Source organism: Nonomuraea helvata (genome assembly GCF_039535785.1).
Classification (GTDB): domain Bacteria; phylum Actinomycetota; class Actinomycetes; order Streptosporangiales; family Streptosporangiaceae; genus Nonomuraea; species Nonomuraea helvata.
In genome coordinates this window covers 1,403,643-1,421,936 of record NZ_BAAAXV010000001.1, presented here as the reverse complement: position 1 = coordinate 1,421,936, position 18,294 = coordinate 1,403,643, and the positions used below count along the sequence as shown (strand labels likewise).

At 69.0% G+C, this 18,294-nt stretch carries 16 protein-coding genes; 8 read left to right on the top strand and 8 right to left on the bottom strand.

All coding sequences use genetic code 11. The features are described from left to right. Window positions 1-22: 22 nt before the first annotated feature. Together ABD830_RS06495 and ABD830_RS06490 are read right to left on the bottom strand one after the other, a co-directional pair. Window positions 23-895 carry a phytanoyl-CoA dioxygenase family protein gene (locus ABD830_RS06495; protein ID WP_344985477.1) on the bottom strand — a complete coding sequence of 291 codons (873 nt, stop codon included), beginning with the start codon at window positions 893-895 and terminating at the stop codon, window positions 23-25. Then, window positions 888-2,438, bottom strand: coding sequence for an FAD-dependent monooxygenase (locus tag ABD830_RS06490; RefSeq protein WP_344985476.1), 1,551 nt, complete (start codon window positions 2,436-2,438; stop codon window positions 888-890). The genes ABD830_RS06495 and ABD830_RS06490 overlap by 8 nt, the downstream gene beginning before the upstream one ends. 262 nt (window positions 2,439-2,700) lie before the next feature. Between ABD830_RS06490 and ABD830_RS06485 the strand changes: the two genes are divergently transcribed. Together ABD830_RS06485 and ABD830_RS06480 are read left to right on the top strand one after the other, a co-directional pair. After that, entirely contained in the window at window positions 2,701-3,930 is a 1,230-nt protein-coding gene (locus ABD830_RS06485) for a cytochrome P450 (RefSeq protein ID WP_344985475.1), read from the top strand. 10 nt (window positions 3,931-3,940) lie between these two features. Beyond that, the gene (locus ABD830_RS06480; RefSeq protein WP_344985474.1) at window positions 3,941-4,894 is read left to right on the top strand and encodes an aldo/keto reductase; all 954 of its coding nucleotides are present in this window, start codon (window positions 3,941-3,943) and stop codon (window positions 4,892-4,894) included. 149 nt (window positions 4,895-5,043) lie between these two features. Here ABD830_RS06480 and panB read toward each other — a convergent pair whose 3' ends face one another. Then, complete coding sequence (gene panB / locus ABD830_RS06475; RefSeq protein ID WP_344985473.1) at window positions 5,044-5,874, bottom strand: 3-methyl-2-oxobutanoate hydroxymethyltransferase; 831 nt, start codon at window positions 5,872-5,874, stop codon at window positions 5,044-5,046. 148 nt (window positions 5,875-6,022) lie between these two features. Here panB and ABD830_RS06470 point away from each other — a divergent pair, with 148 nt between their 5' ends. The 3 genes from ABD830_RS06470 (at window position 6,023) to ABD830_RS06460 (ending at window position 9,559) form a co-directional block, all read left to right on the top strand. After that, complete coding sequence (locus tag ABD830_RS06470; RefSeq protein ID WP_344985472.1) at window positions 6,023-7,255, top strand: MFS transporter; 1,233 nt, start codon at window positions 6,023-6,025, stop codon at window positions 7,253-7,255. A gap of 128 nt (window positions 7,256-7,383) precedes the next feature. After that, entirely contained in the window at window positions 7,384-8,949 is a 1,566-nt protein-coding gene (locus ABD830_RS06465) for an MFS transporter (RefSeq protein WP_344985471.1), read from the top strand. A gap of 7 nt (window positions 8,950-8,956) precedes the next feature. Continuing rightward, window positions 8,957-9,559: a TetR/AcrR family transcriptional regulator gene (locus tag ABD830_RS06460; protein WP_344985470.1), complete on the top strand. Its 603-nt coding sequence runs from the start codon at window positions 8,957-8,959 to the stop codon at window positions 9,557-9,559. Between the two features lie 194 nt (window positions 9,560-9,753). On the opposite strand, the gene ABD830_RS06455 is transcribed toward ABD830_RS06460, so the two are convergent. Beyond that, the gene (locus ABD830_RS06455; RefSeq protein ID WP_344985469.1) at window positions 9,754-10,686 is read right to left on the bottom strand and encodes an inositol monophosphatase family protein; all 933 of its coding nucleotides are present in this window, start codon (window positions 10,684-10,686) and stop codon (window positions 9,754-9,756) included. An 18-nt stretch (window positions 10,687-10,704) separates the two neighbouring features. Then, complete coding sequence (locus ABD830_RS06450; protein WP_344985468.1) at window positions 10,705-11,841, bottom strand: hypothetical protein; 1,137 nt, start codon at window positions 11,839-11,841, stop codon at window positions 10,705-10,707. 401 nt (window positions 11,842-12,242) lie between these two features. Here ABD830_RS06450 and ABD830_RS06445 point away from each other — a divergent pair, with 401 nt between their 5' ends. Next, a complete protein-coding gene (locus ABD830_RS06445; RefSeq protein WP_344985467.1) occupies window positions 12,243-12,587 on the top strand; it encodes a hypothetical protein in 345 nt (114 codons plus the stop codon). 829 nt (window positions 12,588-13,416) lie between these two features. On the opposite strand, the gene ABD830_RS06440 is transcribed toward ABD830_RS06445, so the two are convergent. After that, the gene (locus ABD830_RS06440; RefSeq protein WP_344985466.1) at window positions 13,417-13,689 is read right to left on the bottom strand and encodes a MerR family transcriptional regulator; all 273 of its coding nucleotides are present in this window, start codon (window positions 13,687-13,689) and stop codon (window positions 13,417-13,419) included. A gap of 175 nt (window positions 13,690-13,864) precedes the next feature. Between ABD830_RS06440 and ABD830_RS06435 the strand changes: the two genes are divergently transcribed. Further along, window positions 13,865-15,091 carry an RNA-guided endonuclease InsQ/TnpB family protein gene (locus ABD830_RS06435; RefSeq protein ID WP_344985465.1) on the top strand — a complete coding sequence of 409 codons (1,227 nt, stop codon included), beginning with the start codon at window positions 13,865-13,867 and terminating at the stop codon, window positions 15,089-15,091. Between the two features lie 86 nt (window positions 15,092-15,177). Beyond that, window positions 15,178-15,807 carry an SDR family NAD(P)-dependent oxidoreductase gene (locus ABD830_RS06430; protein ID WP_344985464.1) on the top strand — a complete coding sequence of 210 codons (630 nt, stop codon included), beginning with the start codon at window positions 15,178-15,180 and terminating at the stop codon, window positions 15,805-15,807. On the opposite strand, the gene ABD830_RS06425 is transcribed toward ABD830_RS06430, so the two are convergent. Together ABD830_RS06425 and ABD830_RS06420 are read right to left on the bottom strand one after the other, a co-directional pair. Next, window positions 15,797-16,477, bottom strand: a complete 681-nt coding sequence (locus ABD830_RS06425; protein WP_344985463.1) for a GNAT family N-acetyltransferase — start codon at window positions 16,475-16,477, stop codon at window positions 15,797-15,799. The genes ABD830_RS06430 and ABD830_RS06425 overlap by 11 nt on opposite strands. A gap of 11 nt (window positions 16,478-16,488) precedes the next feature. Continuing rightward, window positions 16,489-18,267: an NAD+ synthase gene (locus tag ABD830_RS06420; RefSeq protein WP_344985462.1), complete on the bottom strand. Its 1,779-nt coding sequence runs from the start codon at window positions 18,265-18,267 to the stop codon at window positions 16,489-16,491. Window positions 18,268-18,294 lie beyond the last annotated feature (27 nt).

Sequence of the window (18,294 nt, the reverse complement as noted above, 5' to 3'; positions counted from 1 at the left end):
TGGCGCGAAAGGCCGTCCGGCGTCACTGGGGGCCGGCCGTCGCGGCGGGGTTCTCCGGGCCGTCGCGGAGCAGCAGCATCGGATCGCTCAGCTCGTACAGGCCGCACATGGGCGGGCAGGCCTCATAGCCGAGGAGCCGCTGGATGTCCTCCGGGTAGCCGCGGACCGTGTCCAGCGGCAAGGACAGGTAATGGTTCTCCTCCTGGCGGAGATTGCCGAGGTCGTAGGCGTATGACAGGCCGGTGCGCGGCGCGTCGGAGGCGTTGACACCGGCGCCGTGGTACGTGCTGCCGAGCCAGAGCAGCGCGGCGCCGGGCCGCATCTCGGCGGGGACCGCCTCGTCGTCGCGGGGCGCCCGCTCGTCGTCCCACCGGTGGCTCCCCGGGACCACGCGGGTGGCGCCGTTGCGCGCTGTGAACTCGCTCGCGGCGATCATCACCTGCACCCGGCTCTCCGGACCCGGGTGGGTACGGAGGTGGGCCGTGTCGTCCCGGTGCAGCCCCTGGATCGGCACACCGGGCCGGATCTGGATCGCCCGCGAGATGCCGAGCTGGATCGTCGGGACCAGCTCTATCCGCTGCTCGCCGAGCCAGGCCCTGACCGGGCGCTGCAGGAAGTGCCGCGCGCTGCCGAGGAAGTGCGGCTGCCGCATGATCGTGATCGAGTGCTCGCTCCGGCGCACCAGCCCCGGCAGGATCCGGGTCTTCTCGCCGACCAGCCGCCCGTCGCCGTCCGCCTGGAGTTCCAGGTCCGGGCCCAGGTCGTCCCAGAGGCCGCTGAGCGTATCGGCGTCGAGGAAGTCCTCGATGATCACCGCTCCGTCGTGCTCGACCACGTCGATCGCCTCGTCGACCGTGGCCGACACGGGCAGTGTGGTCAGCTTGGAATCAGTCATTGCCAGCCTCCTGTCCAGGTAGGCGTTCGGGTGGGCCGAACCATCGGGTGAGAGCGTCCCGCAGCGACGCCGGGCCGGCGGGCGTGCTCCAGGCGACGAAGCCGTCCGGCCGGATCAGCAGCGCCTCCGCCGGGGCCTCGGCGCATTCGGCCGTGACCACGTCGACCCGGTCGGCCCAGGGTTCGGCGAGTGCGCGCAGCTCGGGACCGGCGCCGAGGTCGAGCAGCAGCGGCCGCCCGGTGCGCTGCAGTTCGGCGACCCGTACGGTGTCGCCGGCGCGCCGTAGTTGCAGGTCCGGGCTGTAGCGCCCGACCAGCGGACCGGTCAGCGACGGGTCGCCCATGTCGTAGCGGATGTGCAGGTCGTCGACCAGGGAGGTGAGCTGCCGGTTCGCCTCGTCGCGGAGCAGCAGCTCCCTGAGCAGCCGGCGCAGCGCGTCGACGTACGGGCCGGGCCGCATCAACGCGATCGAGGCACGCTGGATCTCCAGCGTCTGCTCGCCGATCGGGTGCCGCTCGGAGGTGTAGGTGTCGAGCAGGTCCTCATGGCACCGGCCGCGCGCGACCGCGGCGAGCTTCCAGCCGACGTTGAGTGCGTCTCCCATCCCGAGCCGCAGTCCTGGGCCGCTCCAATGGGAGTGAACGTGCGCCGCGTCGCCGACGAGCAGCACCCGTCCGCTGCGGTACGTCTCGGCCTGCCGCGCGTTGTCGGTGAACCGGGTGATCTTCTTGACCTCGGTGACCGTCACCTTGGTGCCGCTGAGCCGGCGCAGCGCCTCCTGGAACTCCTCGAGCGTGATGGGCGCGTCCCGGTTCGCCGGTGGGCCGTCGAACTCCAGCGTGATGAACCGGGGCGGTCCCTCCTCGTACACGAGGAGTCCGCCGTCCTTGCGGAACCAGCCGGGGAGGTGGAACCCGGGGTCGTCGATCTCGGCGAAGGCGCGGTATCCGGTCGTGACGCCGTCCGTTCCGGGAAAGGCGATGCCGGACAGCTTCCGGACCACGCTCCGGCCGCCGTCGCAGCCGGCGAGCCATTCCGTCTCCATCCGGTACGGCCCGTCCGGACCCTCGACGTCGATACGCACCCGGTCGTCGTCCTGGACGAAACCGGTGACCGTGTGGCCGCGCCGTACCTCGATGCCCAGCTCCGCGGCGCGCCGCGCCAGGTCCTCCTCCAGGAGTTGCTGGGGCACCAGCAGGTCGGGGGACTCCGGGCGGAGCAGGAACATGGTGGCGAAATGCCGCGCGCCGGGGAACGCCTTGGGGAGCAGGCTGTCCGGCCGTCGCTCACCTTCGGCGACGCGTTCCCGCTCCTCTGACGTGGGCGGCCTGGGGAGAGCGTCGGTGACGCCGATCATGAGACCGCGACGGTCCATGATGTCGATGGCCCGTCCGGTGATGCCCTCGGCCTTCGGGCGCCATTCGATCTCGGGCAGTCGTTCGAGCACGACCACCGGAACGCCGTGAAGGGCCACCTCGCACGCGAGCAGGAGCCCTACCGGGCCTGCACCGACAACCGCTACCTGCGCATCCAGATACGCCATCGACACCTCTGATGGGGGAAGACCGAGACTGCTGAAAGAGCTGCCGGGTTGCCTATCACAGACCGGTGAATACGTACCGCGGTCTCGCAATCCGGGAGTTGACAGATGGGTGTCCGGGACGGTCAGCGCCGATGCTAATCGGATGATCCATAAATGACTAGTGGTGTCATTTTTCGGACTTACCGGGCATAATCGTCAGCGCCGATGATCAACAGCGTGCCGGGAGAGACCCCTGCCCGGTGCGCGGATGGGAGATTGCCGGATGAGCGACGGCCGGAAGGCCCAGCCGTTGGAGACCGACCGACCCACCCCCTTCGACCCGCCTGTCAAGCTACGGGAGCGAGCCCCGCTCAGCCGGCTCGCCTATCCCGACGGGCACATCGGCTGGGTGGCGACCGGGTACGGCGTCACCCGAGCCATCCTGGCGGATCCCCGCTTCAGCACCCGGCGCGAGCTGCTGCACCAGCCGGTCGGCCGCGAGCGAGCGCAGCAGCGGCCGACACCCGCGCCGCCGGGGATCTTTCCGCACATGGACCCGCCCGAACACACCCGGTACCGCCGCCTGCTGGGCCACCACTTCGGGCCTCGGCGCGTCGCCGAGCTGACGCCCGCGATCCGGCGGTACACCGCGGAGGCACTCGACGCGATGGCGGACTCAGGGCCGACCGCCGACCTCGTCACGTCGTTCGCCATGCCGGTCCCGGCACTCGTCATCTGCGAACTGCTCGGTGTCCCGCCGCAGGACCGGCACGTGGTTCAGGCCGCGACAGCGGTGATGAACGATCTGGACTCCACGCCGGAACAGACCGCCGACGCCGTGGGGTCGATCATCGGGACCATACGCGGCCTCCTCGCGCGCCTGCGCGCCGGGGCCGGCTCGTCGGACGACGGGCTGCTGGCTCACGCCATGGCGACCGGCGACCTGAGCGACGACGAACTCGCCAACCTCGGGATGGTGCTGCTGGCCACGGGCCATCTGCCGACGTCGAGCATGCTCGCGCTCGGGACGTTCGTGCTGCTGACCGACCCGGCCCAGCGGGCCCGCCTGGCCGCGGACCCGGAACTCGCGGAGCCGGCGGTCGAGGAGCTGCTGCGGTACCTGTCGATCCTCCAGTTCGACGTACGGCGCACCGCGCTGGTCGACGTCGAGATCGGCGGCCAGGTCATCGCGACCGGCGAGACCGTGGTGCTGGCTCTGCCGGTCGCCAACCGGGATCCGGACCGCTTCCCCGACCCGGACACACTGGACGTGGGACGCCCCGTGACCGGGCACCTGGCGTTCGGGCACGGTATCCACCAGTGTCTCGGGCAGCACCTCGCACGGACCGAGCTCCGCATCGCGCTGACCGCGCTCTTCGACCGCTTCCCCGACCTGCGCCTGGCCGTTCCGGCGGCCGAGGTGCCGACCCGTGACCGCATGGCGGTGTACGGAGTGGACCGGCTACCGGTCACCTGGGGCGCCGCTCCGGCGGACCGTACGACCGAAAGGTGACTGCGGAATCATGCGTTACAGGACCTTGGGCGCCTCGGGCCTGCGGGTGTCAGTGGTCGGGCTGGGCTGCAACAGCATCGGTGCGCGCCTCGACGTGACCGGCACCAGGGCGGTGGTGGACGCGGCGATCGAGGAGGGTGTGACGCTCTTCGACACCGCGGAGGCGTACGGCGCGGTGCACGGCGCCTCCGAGGAGATTCTCGGCGAGGTGCTGGCCGGCCGGCGGGACACGGTGGTGCTGGCCACCAAGTTCGGCAGGCCTGGCAACCGCCCCGATCCCGAGCAGGGCGAGGCGCGCGGAACGCTGGGCGGCCGCTCGTACATCCGGCGGGCGGTGGAGGGGTCGCTGCGGCGCCTGCGTACCGACTACATCGACCTCTACCAGTACCACTTCCCCGACGGCGTCACTCCGATCGAGGAGACGCTGGATGCCCTGACCGAGCTGGTGCGTGAGGGCAAGGTGCGCTACATCGGCAGCTCCAACTTCGCCGGCTGGCAGATCGCCGAGGCCGCGCACGTGGCCCGAGAGAGAGGGTGCGCGTCGTTCGTGTCGGCGCAGAACCACTGGTCGCTGCTGGAGCGTGGCGCCGAGCGCGAGGTGGTGCCGGCGGCCCTGCACTACGGGGTCGGCGTGCTGCCGTACTTCCCGCTGGCCCACGGGCTGCTGACCGGGAAGGTGCGGCGCGGGCAGGAGCCGCCGGCCGGGACCCGGCTCGCGGAGCGTCCCCACCTCGTCACGCCGGAGAAGCTGGACCGGGTGGAGACGCTGGCCTCCTGGGCCGACAAGCATGACCGGTCCCTCCTGGACGTGGCCATGGGCGCGCTGGCCGCGCTGCCCGGCTGTGGTTCGGTGATCGCCGGTGCGACCGGCCCCGAGCAGGTCCGCGCCAACGCGGCCGCCGGCGACTGGGAGCCGACCGCCGAGGAACTGGCCGAGATCACCGGGTTGGTGCCGCTCTCCTGACAGAAGCGCGTTTCCGGCGGGCCGCGCGACCGCCATTGGATCGCGCGGCCCGGAACCGGCGCCGTTGGATCGCGCGGCCCGGAACCGGCGCCGTTGGATCGCGCGGCCTGGAGCCGGCGCTGCTGGATCGCGCGGCCCGGATCCGGCTCTCAGGCGTAGGAGTGCTCATGGGCGGGGAAGGCGCCCGAGGTCACGTCGGCGGCGAAGGCGCGGACGGCGCGGTCCATCTCCGAGGCCAGGTCCGCGTAGCGCTTGACGAAGCGGGCCGGTCGCGGCGTGAGACCCATCAGGTCCTGCCACACCAGGACCTGCGCGTCCGTCCCCGCGCCCGCCCCGATGCCGATGGTCGGGATCGCCAGCGACGCCGTCACCCGTTGCGCCAGGTCGGCCGGCACGCACTCCAGCACCACGGAGAACGCCCCCGCCCGCTCGAGGTCCTTCGCGTCCGCCATGAGCTCGTCACCCGACTGCCCGCGCCCCTGGACGCGGTAGCCGCCGAGGACGTTCACCGACTGCGGGGTGAGCCCGAGGTGGGCCATGACCGGCACCCCGGCCGAGACCAGCGCCTCCACCTGGGGTAGGACGCGCCGGCCCCCCTCCAGCTTGACCGCGTGCGCGCCCGCCTCCTTCATGAAGCGTGCCGCCGACTCCAGCGCCTGCGCGGGCGAAGACTGGTACGACCCGAACGGCAGGTCCGCGACCACGAGCGCCCGTGACGAGCCGCGTACGACGGCCGCCGTGAGGGGCAGGAGGTCGTCGACCGTGACGGGCAGGGTGGAGTCGTACCCGTAGACGACCATGGCCGCCGAGTCGCCCACCAGCAGGACGGGGATGCCCGCGTCGTCGAACACCCTGGCCGTCATCGCGTCGTAGGCGGTGACCATGGGCCACCGCTCTCCGCGCTCCTTTGCGGCGGTGAGATCGCGCACGGTGACGCGGCGCCCGGAGACGCCCCCGTACAGCGTGGTTGAAGAGGACATGAGTTGTGAACCCTCCAGAAAACGTCTCGAGGCGCCCCAGCGGCGTCCCCGGACTCCTTCCGATGATGTCACGCGCTGTCACGCGGCGGAAAACCCGTGGCGAAACTGTCGGTGCCTCTTGCCAGAATCGGCGAGGAGGTTAAACGACATGGCTCTCGACCCGTACCGACGACTGCTCAAGATCCCGGGTGTCCCCGCGTTACTGCTGGTGGGGCTGCTGGCGCGGATTCCGTCCACGGCCATGGGCATCACGCTGACCCTGCACGTCGCCGTGGTGCTCGACCTGGGATACGGCAAGGCCGGTCTGATCACCATGGCCAGCACGATCGGCATGGCGATCGGGTCCCCGTTGTCGGGAAGGCTTGTCGACAGGCACGGCCTGCGTCCCGTCCTCATCGTCACGACCGCGGCTCAGGCGGCGTTCTGGGCGTGCGCGTGGACGCTGCCGTTCCCCGTGCTGATCGGGGCGGCGGCGGTGGCCGGGCTGCTGGCGCTGCCCGTCTTCAGCGTGACCCGGCAGTGCCTGGCCGCGCTGGTGCCGGTGGCCCAGCGGCGCAGCGCGTTCGCGCTCGACTCGATGCTCGTGGAGCTGTCGTACATGGCGGGTCCCGCCCTGGCGGTGGCGGGGATCACGGCGTTCGGCAGCGGGGTGACGATGACCGTCATCGGCGTCGGCACGGCGGCCGCAGGCCTGGGCCTGATCGCGCTCAACCCGCCAACCCGATCGGCCGAGGAGCTGGAGGAGCACGCGACGAAGGTGCCCAGGCGGCAGTGGCTCACACCCGGGCTGGTGGCGCTGCTCGGCACGGCCGCGGCGGCCACGTTCGTGCTCACGGCGACCGAGCTGTCGCTGGTCGCGACCATGAACAAGGCCGGCCAGACCGAGTGGGTGGGCCTCGCCGTGGCCATCTGGTGCGTTTACTCCCTCATCGGCGGGTTCGTGTACGGTGGCCTCTCGCGTGGTTTCTCGCCACTGACGCTCATCGCCTTCATGGGTCTGCTGACCATCCCGGTGGGGCTGGTGAGCGGTGGCTGGCAGTGGCTGGTCCTGGCGCTCGTACCGGCCGGGCTGCTCTGCGCGCCGTCGCTGTCGGCCACGGTCGACGTGCTCTCCCGGTGGGTGCCCGCCGGGGCGAGAGGCGAGTCGATGGGCCTGCACGGCACGGCCCTGCTGATCGGCGGCGCCGTCGCGGCCCCCGTCATCGGGGCCGTGATCGACGGGAGCGGGCCGGCGTGGGGGTTCATGCTGGCGGGCCTGGTGGGCGCGGCCATGGTGCTCGTCGCCGCCCCGTTCTGGTCCCGCCGCCCGCCCGAGGCACCTACGACGCCGCTCGAGGACGAAGGGGCAGCGGCGGACGAACCGGCACCTTCCAGGGCCTGAGCCACGGGCGCGTCGTCCGTCCCCGGATGTTCACACCCTATTTACGAAACGGGACCGTCGCGTATCGGAATAACTTGCGATACGGTGTCGTTGCGAAACTCAGACGTATCGAAATAGAGGACGCAATCATGAAGGACACAGTCGTGGACCCGGCAACGGGTCATCCACGCCGTTGGGGGATCCTCGGCGTGCTGGTGTTCAGCCTGCTGGCCGTCGTGCTGGACAACACCATCCTCAACGTGGCGATGAAGACCATCGCCGACAAGACGGTCGGTTTGGGGGCGACACAGAGCGAGCTGGAGTGGGCGATCAACTCCTACACCCTCGTGTTCGCCGGTTTGCTGTTCACGTTCGGCGTGATCGGTGACCGAACAGGGCGCAAGCGGATGTTGTTCATCGGCATGGCACTGTTCGGCCTGGCCTCGCTGGCCAGCGCCTACTCCCAGGATCCGATGCAGCTGATCCTGGCGAGGGCGGCGATGGGCATCGGCGCCGCGGCGATCATGCCGGCGACACTGGCGATCATCTCCAACGTCTTCCCGCCCGGAGAGCGGGGCAAGGCGATCGGCATCTGGGCCGGTGGCGTCGGGCTCGCCGTGGCGATCGGACCGATCACGGGCGGCCTGCTGATCCAGCACTTCTGGTGGGGCTCGGTCTTCCTGATCAACGTGCCGATCGTGATCATCGCGATGTTCCTCATCGCCGGCCTCGTGCCCGAGTCGCGTGACCCCAAGCCGTCCAAGCTCGACCCGGTCGGCGTGGTGCTGTCCATCATCGGGCTGGTGGCCGTGGTGTACGGCATCATCCGCGGCGGCTACCTGGGCACCATCGCCAGCGCCGAGGTGCTGGTTCCCACACTGATCGGCCTGGCGGTCCTGGGCGTGTTCGTGTGGTGGGAGCGCCGCATCGACCACCCCATCTTCGACGTGCGCAACTTCGGCAACGTCCGCTTCAGCTCGGCCATCGGCATGATGGGCATGGTCTTCTTCGCGATGATGGGCGGGATGTTCTTCCTGACCTTCTACCTGCAGATCGTGCTGGGCTTCTCGCCGGTGCAGGCAGGGGCGTTGATGATCCCGTTCGCCGCCGCGCAGCTCATCTTCGCGCCGCTCAGCCAGCGCGTGAACGAGCGGTTCGGCGCCAAGCTGTCGGCCACCGTGAGCATGATCGTGGTGACCGGCGCCCTGGCCAGCTACGCGTTCATGGAGCAGGACACGCCGATCGTGCTGATCGAGCTGGTCTTCTTCGTGCAGGGCGCCGCGATGGCCAACATCATGCCGCCCGCCACCACCGCCATCATGGAGTCGCTGCCCAGGGAGAAGGCCGGTGTCGGCTCGGCCATGAGCAACACCGTCCGCCAGGTGGCCGGCGCCCTCGGCGTGGCCGTCCTCGGCTCCGTCCTCTCGTCGAACTACCGCAGCGAGATCACCCCCTCGCTGGCCGGCCTCCCCTCGAACGTCCAGCACACCGCGGGCGAGTCGCTCGTGCAGACGATGGGCGTCGTCCAGGCGCTCGGTGACAAGGGCCACGCCCTGATCAAGCCGGCGTTCACCGCGTTCCTCGACGGCATGCACGTCACGGCGCTGGTGTCGGCGGTGATCGCGCTGCTCGGTGTCGCGGTCGTGGCAAAGTGGATGCCGGGCAAGGCACGCCCGGTCCAGCAGGCGGAACAGAAGGAACCAGCGGTAGTGTGAGGCCGCGATGACGATCCAGGAATCGGGGACGGCCCGCCCGGCGGGCCGTCCGCGTAGCGAGAAGGCCGAAAAGGCGATCATCGAGGCGACCCTCGATCTGATCGGCGAGGGCATGGGGGTCTCCGAGCTGTCCATCGAGGCCATCGCGTCGAGGGCGGGCGTCGGCAAGACGACCATCTACCGGCGCTGGTCCAACAAGGAGGACCTGGTCGTCGACGCCCTGTCCACGCTCAAGGCGCCGCTGCCGCCGCTCAGTGGCACGTCGGTGCGCGACGACCTGATCTCCCTGCTCGACGCGATGCGCAGGGAGTCGGGCAACGTCCGCAACCGGTGCGTGATGAACATCGCGATGAGCGAGGCCGATCGCTACCCGCGGCTGATGGAGCGCTTCATGAAACGGGCGGTCGAGCCCCGTAGGGAGGCGATGCGCGCCGTGATCGAGCGCGGCATCGCCACCGGGGAGCTCCGCGCCGACCTGGATGTCTCCATGGGCATGGCCGTCCTCACCGGCACCATGATCTGGCACACCAAGTGGGCTCCTGCCGGAGACCTCGCTCCGGATCTCGCCGAACGGGTCGTGGACGTGGCCCTGGCGGGAATGGCCCCCTGACAGCCTCTCCCCGGCCGCCGAGGACTTGCGGGACTGTGGGACCCCGAGGCTGGGGAGGCGCTTACCCGGCTCCCTCGCCTCGGGCCGTCCACGTCGTAACGGGCGCTTCGGCTTCCGGCGGAGGGCGATGGCGAGCCTAGCGGCCCGTAGGAACGCTGTGCGGCGACCAGCCCGAGGGGTTTCCCTAAGGTCGTTCAGCTCCTGGTCAGGGTGGAGAGAATGGACTGGGCGAGAGGCAGGCTTGAGGCCGCGACAAACTTGTAGCGATCGTCCATGGCCTTGGTGATGTCGGCTACGGAGCCGAATCCGTAGTCCAAGGGAATGGGCTGGCCCTGGAGGTTGAGTACGACTCCTCCGGCTGCCTGGAGGATGTAGTGGCCGGGAGCGAGGTCCCAGGTGGCAAAGCCCTTGGCAAACTCGATCATGGCGTCACTGAAGCCTGCGGCGATGTGACACAGCCCGATGGAGCCGAAGTCCACGCCGATGCGCCCTCGGCTTACGCCGTCCGCCGAGAGGCGGCTCAACTCGCCTATGAGGCGGGTCTCCCGCGCGAGTGGTACGAAGCGCTCGCTGGGCTTCATGAAGAAGTTAGTGATCAGGGACTGTTCCAGCGAGGTGGCCCGGTTGATTTGGAGGGGAAAAGGTGTCCCGTCCTGCGTGAAGACGAAGGCGTGGTCGTGTCCCTCATCGTCGCGGGCGGCGACGTAGATCTGTAGATGGTGGAAGATGTCACCCACCACGGCTGCGATCGGACGGCGGAGGCTCTTCGAGTAGAGCATCACATGCGTGTAGCCGTACAAGGCTCGCACTGCCATCTCACTCGTATCAAGCGGATCAACCAGTACGCACAGGTCAGGGTCCGGGTCGTTTCCGATGATCTGAGGGTCAGCCTCCTCGGAGGCGTAGACGTATGAGGGGAGGACCTGAGTCAGGAGCTCCCGATACCGTCTGTGCATCCACAGGTCGTAGTCCGACAAGAAGTTGTCGGAGTGCCGAAGGTTGCGGCTTTCTGAGCGGTTGCCTGACAGCGCGGCATCGATGAGCTGAGGACGAAGCTCGGCGATTACGCGGGCCACCAGGTCTGCGAGCTGCTGCGTGATGCCAGGGAGAGGGGGCTGGGGTGTCACGATGTAACCTCCGTGCGGTCAGCGTAGCTCCAGGGGTGGCTCAATCCCAGGTGGGCTCATGGTTGCGGCGATGAACACCGCTTTGAAGTCAGCGGCTCGCATGATGCCCGCGCCGGTGAGATTATCGAAGCTCTCCACTTCAAGATCGCGCTCCTTGGTCATGGCACCGAAGACGGCGAAGTAGATTTCTGCGCTCGGATACCGTGTACGGATCTCCCGAGTGATGAAGCCAACCACGTCCGCGTGCTTGACCTCGAAGTCGCAGAGCATGATCGACGGTGCCTCGGGGAGGTTCGGGAAGATGGAGGCGGGATCGATGGCGATGAAGTCGCGGCTTTTGTTGCACTTGAGGTAACCGATGGGACAGCGCCCGAACTGAGCCGACGCCAGAAAGGTCGCCATGACGAGCCCTGCCTCGTTGATGCCAAAGCAGGCGTCCACGTCTACTCGACGTCCGACGTTTTTGATCTGCTGTATGAGCCTCTCAATCCCGTAGCCGAACGAGGACCATGTCTGATTGAGCAGCAGTCCTGGCCTGTGGTTGGGAAGGGTGTACAAAGATCTTTCTGGATTGCCGTGCTCCATGGTCGGAACGGTGAGGTTGAAATCGCGACCGATGATGTTGTCCTGGAGGGCTGGGGACTTCCACGTGCGAGCCAGCGCATCCACCCCGGTGTGCGGCTCAGATGGACGCCCCGACGAGTTGGCGGCGGTGAACTGCTTGAGGGAGAGTTGATCTTCGGGGGCAAGGCGCTCGTAGGCTTCCGCGACCAGATCGCCTGGGGAGATGTCTTCGTTCGCAACTCCTAGAGGGCCACGACCATAAGCTGTGACGAGGATGAGCAAGCTTGAAAAAGTTGGAGGGGATCCGGCTCCTCGTCGCTCCCGTGCCCACGTCTCCCAGGCGTTGATAGTGGTGCCGCCCAGGCTGGTTTGATGGCCTGTCGCCTCGTTGTACCGCTCGGCCGCTTGGACCTGGGACAGGCCGCAGGCGTAGCGGAAGGCTTGAAGGCTGGGTATCTCCGGATGCAGGTCCATAAGCCCAAGTGCGGCTTTTTTTACCGAACCTGTTTGTTGCCATAGATCTCTACCGATACGTGCTAGTTTGCGCCCCTGCGCCTGCGGGCTGTCACCGGCTCCCACATGGGTAGGCATTTGGTCGCCTCCTCGCGGACTCGGGTCCAGGTTACCCATTTAAATGGGCAATGACTCGGGGCGGCCAAAAACTAGCAGGTCGGCGCTACCTTGAGATCCGAGTGATTGCGCACTCTCGCAGGGGTGAGAGAGTGGTTGGCCTGGTTCTACGGTCGAGCCATGTTCCCCATATCGAATGGCTGGCCAGAGTTGGACCCACTGGCCAAGCGGCAGCCCGGGAAAAAGAAGCCGCGTCCGATTAATCCGAATATGCCGAATGTGGCGCGTACGTACGGCTGTTTCCTCAGTTGGAAGGAAAATTACGAGGCGGGTCCGTTCCTTGACCTGACAGATGCGGAAGATCCATACGCCGAGAGCGATGCGGCGAGGGTGGATTTCGTGGGCGGGGCTGGGAGGAAGGCGTGAGGGCGCGGGCTGGGGTGGACAGTCCGGCGGGGAGCCTGGCGCGGGCGCTGGCGGAGGGCTTGGAGAGGCACGGGATCAAGTCACAGATCAGCGAGTGCGAGGGCATCGCGCTGGTGGGGATCTGGGCGGTCGGGCTGGCCGTGTGGTGCGAGTGGGGTCCGTACGGGTGGCGTTTCCGCTGGTGCCTGCACCAGACGAGTAAGCAGGGGACGTGGAACTACACGTCATGTCCGTGCTCGGCGATGGAGACGGCTGTGCGGCGCGTGGCGGGTTTCTGCCAGGAGCGCTATGAGCGGATGTATGGGACGGTTCCGCGTGTCGCAGATGAGGCGTCGTCATGAGCCTCAACCAGAGCGCGGCTGGGACCGCGTTCCGCTACCCGTACGTGATCGGCTGGACGGGGGAGGCCGAGACCCATCGCCTGGTGTGGGTGCCTGCTGCGGGTGGGATGCGGCTGAGCTATGCCGACCCTCACCGGGGTGACTATACCCAGGGTGTCCTGCGGTTGCGGCAGAAGCAGACGCGGGCGGGGCGGCCGGACTTCACGACGGTCAACACGCGTCGGCAGTGGCGCTGCATGGCGAAGGGCCTGTGTCAGGTGTGCGCACGCTCGGCGGTGGATGCGGAGACGGGTCGTATCTGGTGGTTGTTGTCGTCGGATTACGGGGGTGCGGGTGACGGTTACACCAACGCTCCTCCGACGTGCCGGGCGTGCATCCCGGAGGCGATCGCGCAGTGTTCGCATCTGCGCCGCCATGCGGCCGTCTTTACCGTGGGCGGTTGCGTTCCGTTCGGGGTGCGGGGGGGGATGTGTTCTTGCCGTACCTGCCTCCCGTGGTGCCGTTTTCGGTCAACCGGGTGATGCGGTTCGACGATGAGGATCTGTCCCATTGCATCGCGCGGGAACTGCTGATGAGGCTGGTGGACGTGAAACCGGCGGACCTGGTGGAAGCGGGCGCAGGCCGAGGTGAGGCGGGGCGTGCGGGTTCGCCTGGGTTCCTGCCGCATGTCGGCGAGTCAGCGCGAGATGGTCCGTCGTAGAGATCACGTCGCGGCGACAAGCCCTGTGACGTCACCTGATCACGGGGACGGACGGACGGAGGCGAGCATGGCGTCGAGGGCGCGCTGGGAGGTCTGGAGGCGTTCGATGGTCTCGGTGATGCGCCGGTGCTACCTGCGCAGGTTGCTCACCATGCCCGGCCAGGCCGTCGGCACGATCCGGTCGCCGTCATCGTGGACGCAGTCCAGCAGGCGGGCGATGACTGCCGTGGGCAGGCCGGCGGCGAGCATCGCGCGGATGTGGCGGACCGCCGCGACGTCCGGCTCGCCGTACTCGCGGTAGCCGTTGGGCAGCCGCACCGGGCGTAGCAGCCCCTGCTCCTCGTAGTAACGGAGCAACCGCCTGCTCACCCCATTCCGCTGGGCCCGGTCTCCGATCTTCATGCGCTCCTTGACCTTCACCGAAACCTCCGGAGGAAGCCCGGTCCTTTAGGGCCGGGAGAAGTCCGGAACTCGTGCGAAGCAGGACAGGGACAGCCGGATCGCCGCCAAGACGATGCGGCTTCAACCTGGGACGAAGGCTCAATTTTGTCGTACCTCTCCGATAGATTGGCCGATCATGACGACACCACCGCTGGTAGCCGAGGGTGCCGGGCGTGCCCGGTATACCTACCGGCTTCGGGTGTCGTCCACCGCCCGCGCCGCCCTGCTGGCCGAGTGGGACCGGTGCCGGTGGGTCTGGAACGAGTGCGTCGCCAAGTCCAAGCAGGTGCACCTGCACAACCGGGCCCATCCGGGTGACAAGCGGACGTGCGGCCCGGCCCAGCTCGACAAGATGCTGACCGAGGCCCGCCGGATCACGCCGTGGCTGCGTGCGGGCTCCAGCGTCCCGCAGCAGCAGATCATCCGGGACTTCGGCAAATCCCGCGCCAAAGCCCTCAAAGACATCGCCGAACGCCTGCCGGTCCGGCAGCGGGCCGGGATGCCGCGCTTGAAGAAGAAGGATCTGACCGACCCGAGTCTCAACTACACCCGGCGCGGCTTCGGTATCAAGGACGGCCGTCTGCACCTGGCGGGCGGGATTGTGCTGAGCGTGGTGTGGTCGCGTGGCCTGCCCGGCGAGCCGTCGTCGGTGCGGGTGTACCGCGACAGCCTCGGCCACTGGTACTGCTCGTTCGTCGTCCCCGCCCAGGTGCAACTGTTGCCGGAGACGGGGCGGGTGATCGGTATCGACTGGGGCGTGACAGAGACGGCGACCACCACCAGCGACGACCATGACCTGCCGCACCCGGAGTACGGCAAGAAGGCGCAGGCCAGGCTGGGCCGGTACGACAAGATGATGGCCCGCCGCAAACCCGCCAAAGGGCGGCCCGGCTCCCGGGGCTACCGCGCGGCGAAGAAGCTGCGCGCCAAGCAGTACAAGAAGGTCGCCCGGCAGCGGGAAGACACCGGCCGCAAGTGGGCCAAACGCGTCGTGCGCGATCATGACGCGCTCGCGGTGGAAGACTTCAAGCCGAAGTTCCTGGCCAAGTCGACCATGGCGCGCAAGGCCGCCGACGCGGCCATCGGCGCCACCAAGCGCGCCCTGATCGAGATGGGCCGCAAGCACGGCCGGGACGTCCGGCTCGTGCACCCGGCGCACACCACCACCGAATGCGCACCGTGCGGAGCGAGAACCAAGCACGCACTACCTCTTTCCGAACGTACCTACACCTGCACCTCGTGCGGAACATCCCGGCCAAGGGACAAGAACTCCGCCCATGTGATGCTGGTCCGGGCTGGTCTGAACCCGGCTGGTGCCGATCGCGTAAGACCCGACAGTCCGCAGGACCGTCAGGCAGCGTGAGCCAGGAGTCCCCCGCCTTCAGGCGCGGGGGAGCAGTCAAATCGATGTGACGCCTTAGCTTGCGATCGAACAACGGAAAGGAGCCGATGATGCCTGGAGTTGTGATCATCGGAGCGGGGCCGGGAATCGGCCGGTCCGTCGCCCGCCGGTTCGCGCGGGAAGGGTTGCCGGTCGCCCTCGTCTCGCGTACCGGCACGGGACTCGATCTGGACGGGGCGCTCACGTACCAGGCCGACGTCGCCGACGAGGACGGGCTGCGGGCGGCACTCGACGCGGTCTCCGCCGAACTGGGCACGCCGGATGTCGTGGTCTACAACGCCGCGATCATCCGCCCCGACACGCCGGGCGAGGTGAGCGTGCGGGCCCAGCTCGACGCCTGGGCGGTGAACGTGGTGGGGGCCATGGTCGCGGCCGCGCACGTGGCGCCCGCGATGGCCCGGCGCGGCAGCGGGTCGTTCCTCGTCACCGGCGGGATGCCCGAGCCCAAGGCCGCGTACGCCAGCCTGTCGCTCGGCAAGGCGGGCGTGCGGACGCTGGTGAAGCTGCTCGACCAGGAGTACGGGCCGTCCGGCGTGCACGTGGCGAGCGTCACCGTGGCCGGGCCCGTCGCGCCGGGCACGGACTTCGACCCGGACGACATCGCCGAGCACTACTGGCGTCTGCACACCCAGCCCCGCGACCGATGGGAGCAGGAGGTGCTCCACGCTAGGGCGTGAGCTTCCAGAGCCAGCCGAGGGGACGGAGCCCGAGCCGCCCGGCCACCCGCTGCGAGGAGCGGTTGTCGGCACCGGTGCTGTAGAAGAGGGGGAGGTCCGGCAGGAGGCCGGCCCACACGGCGGTGGTCGCCGCGGCGTACCCGCGCCCCCGGAAGGCGGGCGACGTCCAGGTGCCCGCCTCGGCGCCCTCGGGGGTCAGGCGCGCGCTGTGGCAGACCGCGGCCACCTGCCCGTCCTCGACGATCATCGCCCACGGCGCCCCCTCACCGCCGCCGACGAGCGCGTCCCATTCGCCGGGCTCCCAGGTGGAGGGCCGCAGCGGGCGTACGCGCTCCACGTGCGCCGGATCGTCCGACCTGAGGACCTCGGCGGGCACCTCGAAGCGGACCGGCGGGCGCACCAGGTAGCTCGGCCCTCCGGACACCGCGTGATCGTCGCCGAGGAGCTCGCGGCACCGCGCCAGGACGTCCGGCGGGTGGCCGGGAGGCGACGGGACGCCCTGGGAGACGAGGTCGAGGAGGCGCGCGGCGAGCGGGCCGGGCACGTGCCCGGACACCGCCGCGGTCATGCCGTCGGCCGCCACGCCGATCACCAGGTCCTCCGGCCCCGGCAGGCGGCCCCGCTCGTCGAGCCGCCAGATGACGCCCAGCTCGACGCGGAGCAGCTCCACACTCACAACCGTCAGGCCTGACCGGTGGTCTCGCGCCACCTGTTGGTGATGGGCAGGCGGCGGTCGCGGCCGAAGTTCTTCGGCGTGATCTTGGGGCCGGGCGGGTACTGGCGGCGCTTGTACTCGGCCAGGTCCACCAGCCTGATGACCCTCGTGACCAGCGCCGGATCGTGGCCCGCCGCGATGAGCTCCTGCGAGCCCATGTCCTTCTCCACGTAGTCGTCCAGCAGGCGGTCGAGGACCTCGTACGGCGGTAGCGAGTCCGTGTCCCGCTGGTCGGGGCGGAGCTCGGCGCTCGGCTCCTTGACGATGGAGTTCTCGGGGATGGGGGCCTTCGCCTCGAGCAGGAACTCGGGGAGCGAGTTGGCGTTGCGCCACCTGGACAGGTCCCAGACCATGGTCTTCGGCACGTCCTTGATGGGGGCGAAGCCGCCGGCCGAGTCGCCGTACAACGTCGAATAGCCGGTCGCGAGCTCGCTCTTGTTGCCCGTCGTCAGCACCAGGTGGCCGTGCTGGTTGGACAGGCCCATGAGGATCATGCCGCGTACCCTCGCCTGGAGGTTCTCCGCGGCCAGGCCGGAGAGGTCGATCTCCTTCTCGAAGGCGTCGACGATGTCGGCGATCGGGACGACCTCCGAGGTCACGCCCTGCCTGCGGACCAGCTCCTCCGCGTCCGCCAGCGAGTGGTCCGAGGAGTAGCGCGACGGCATGAGCACCACGTTGACGCGCGACGGGCCGATGGCGTCCGAGGCGATGGTGGCCGTCAGCGCCGAGTCGATGCCGCCGGACAGGCCGAGGATGACCGACTGGAAGCCGTTCTTGGCCACATAGTCCCGCACGGCCAGGACCAGGGCCGAGTAGACCTCGGCGTGCAGGTCCAGGCGCTCGGCGATCGTCGCGGGGGCCGGCTCATAGGGCTCCACGGGGGTGTCCGACAGCACCGTGCGGTCCACCGTGATGGTGGTGCCGTCGCTCGCGTCGTACGGGAACGTGCCGGTCTCCGCGTCGGAGACGGGCAGGTCCAGGTCCACGACCAGCAGCTCCTCCCTGAACTGGCCCGCCCGCGCCACCAGCGAGCCCGAGCCGTCCACCACGATGGAGTCGCCGTCGAAGACCAGTTCGTCCTGCCCGCCGACCTGGTTCACGTAGACGAGCGCGCAGCCCGCCTCACGCGCCCGGCGCTCGCACAGCTCCAGGCGTACGTCGTCCTTCTCCTTCTCGTACGGCGACGCGTTCGGCACGACCAGCAGCCCGGCGCCGGCCTGCCCCACGACGGACACGGGGCCGCCCTCCTGCCAGAGATCCTCGCAGACCGCGATCGCCACGTCCACGCCGTGCAGCCGGAAGATCGGCAGCCGGTCGCCGCGCACGAAGTAGCGGTACTCGTCGAACACTCCGTAGTTGGGCAGATGGTGCTTGGCCGTCCGGGTGACCACCTCGCCCCTGTGCAGCAGCGCGGCAGCGTCCAGCGAGGCGCCCTTCGGCTGGCCGACCCGGGGGGCCAGGCCCGCGCGGTCGACGTAGCCGACGACCACGGGCAGGTCTCCCAGACCCTCCCGCTCCAGCCGGCGCGCCACCTCCTCCAGGGTGCGGATGCTGGCGTCCACGAAGGACGTACGCAGCACGAGGTCCTCCACGGGATAGCCGGTGAGGAACATCTCGGTGAAGACCACGAGATGGGCTCCGCGCGCGGCGGCATCACGGGTCCACGTGATCAGCCGGTCGGCGTTGGAGTCAAGGTCGCCGACGGTCGGGTTCGTCTGTGCGAGGGCTATGCGCAGTTGGGCCACGCCGCCAAGCCTAGTACGGCGCGATTT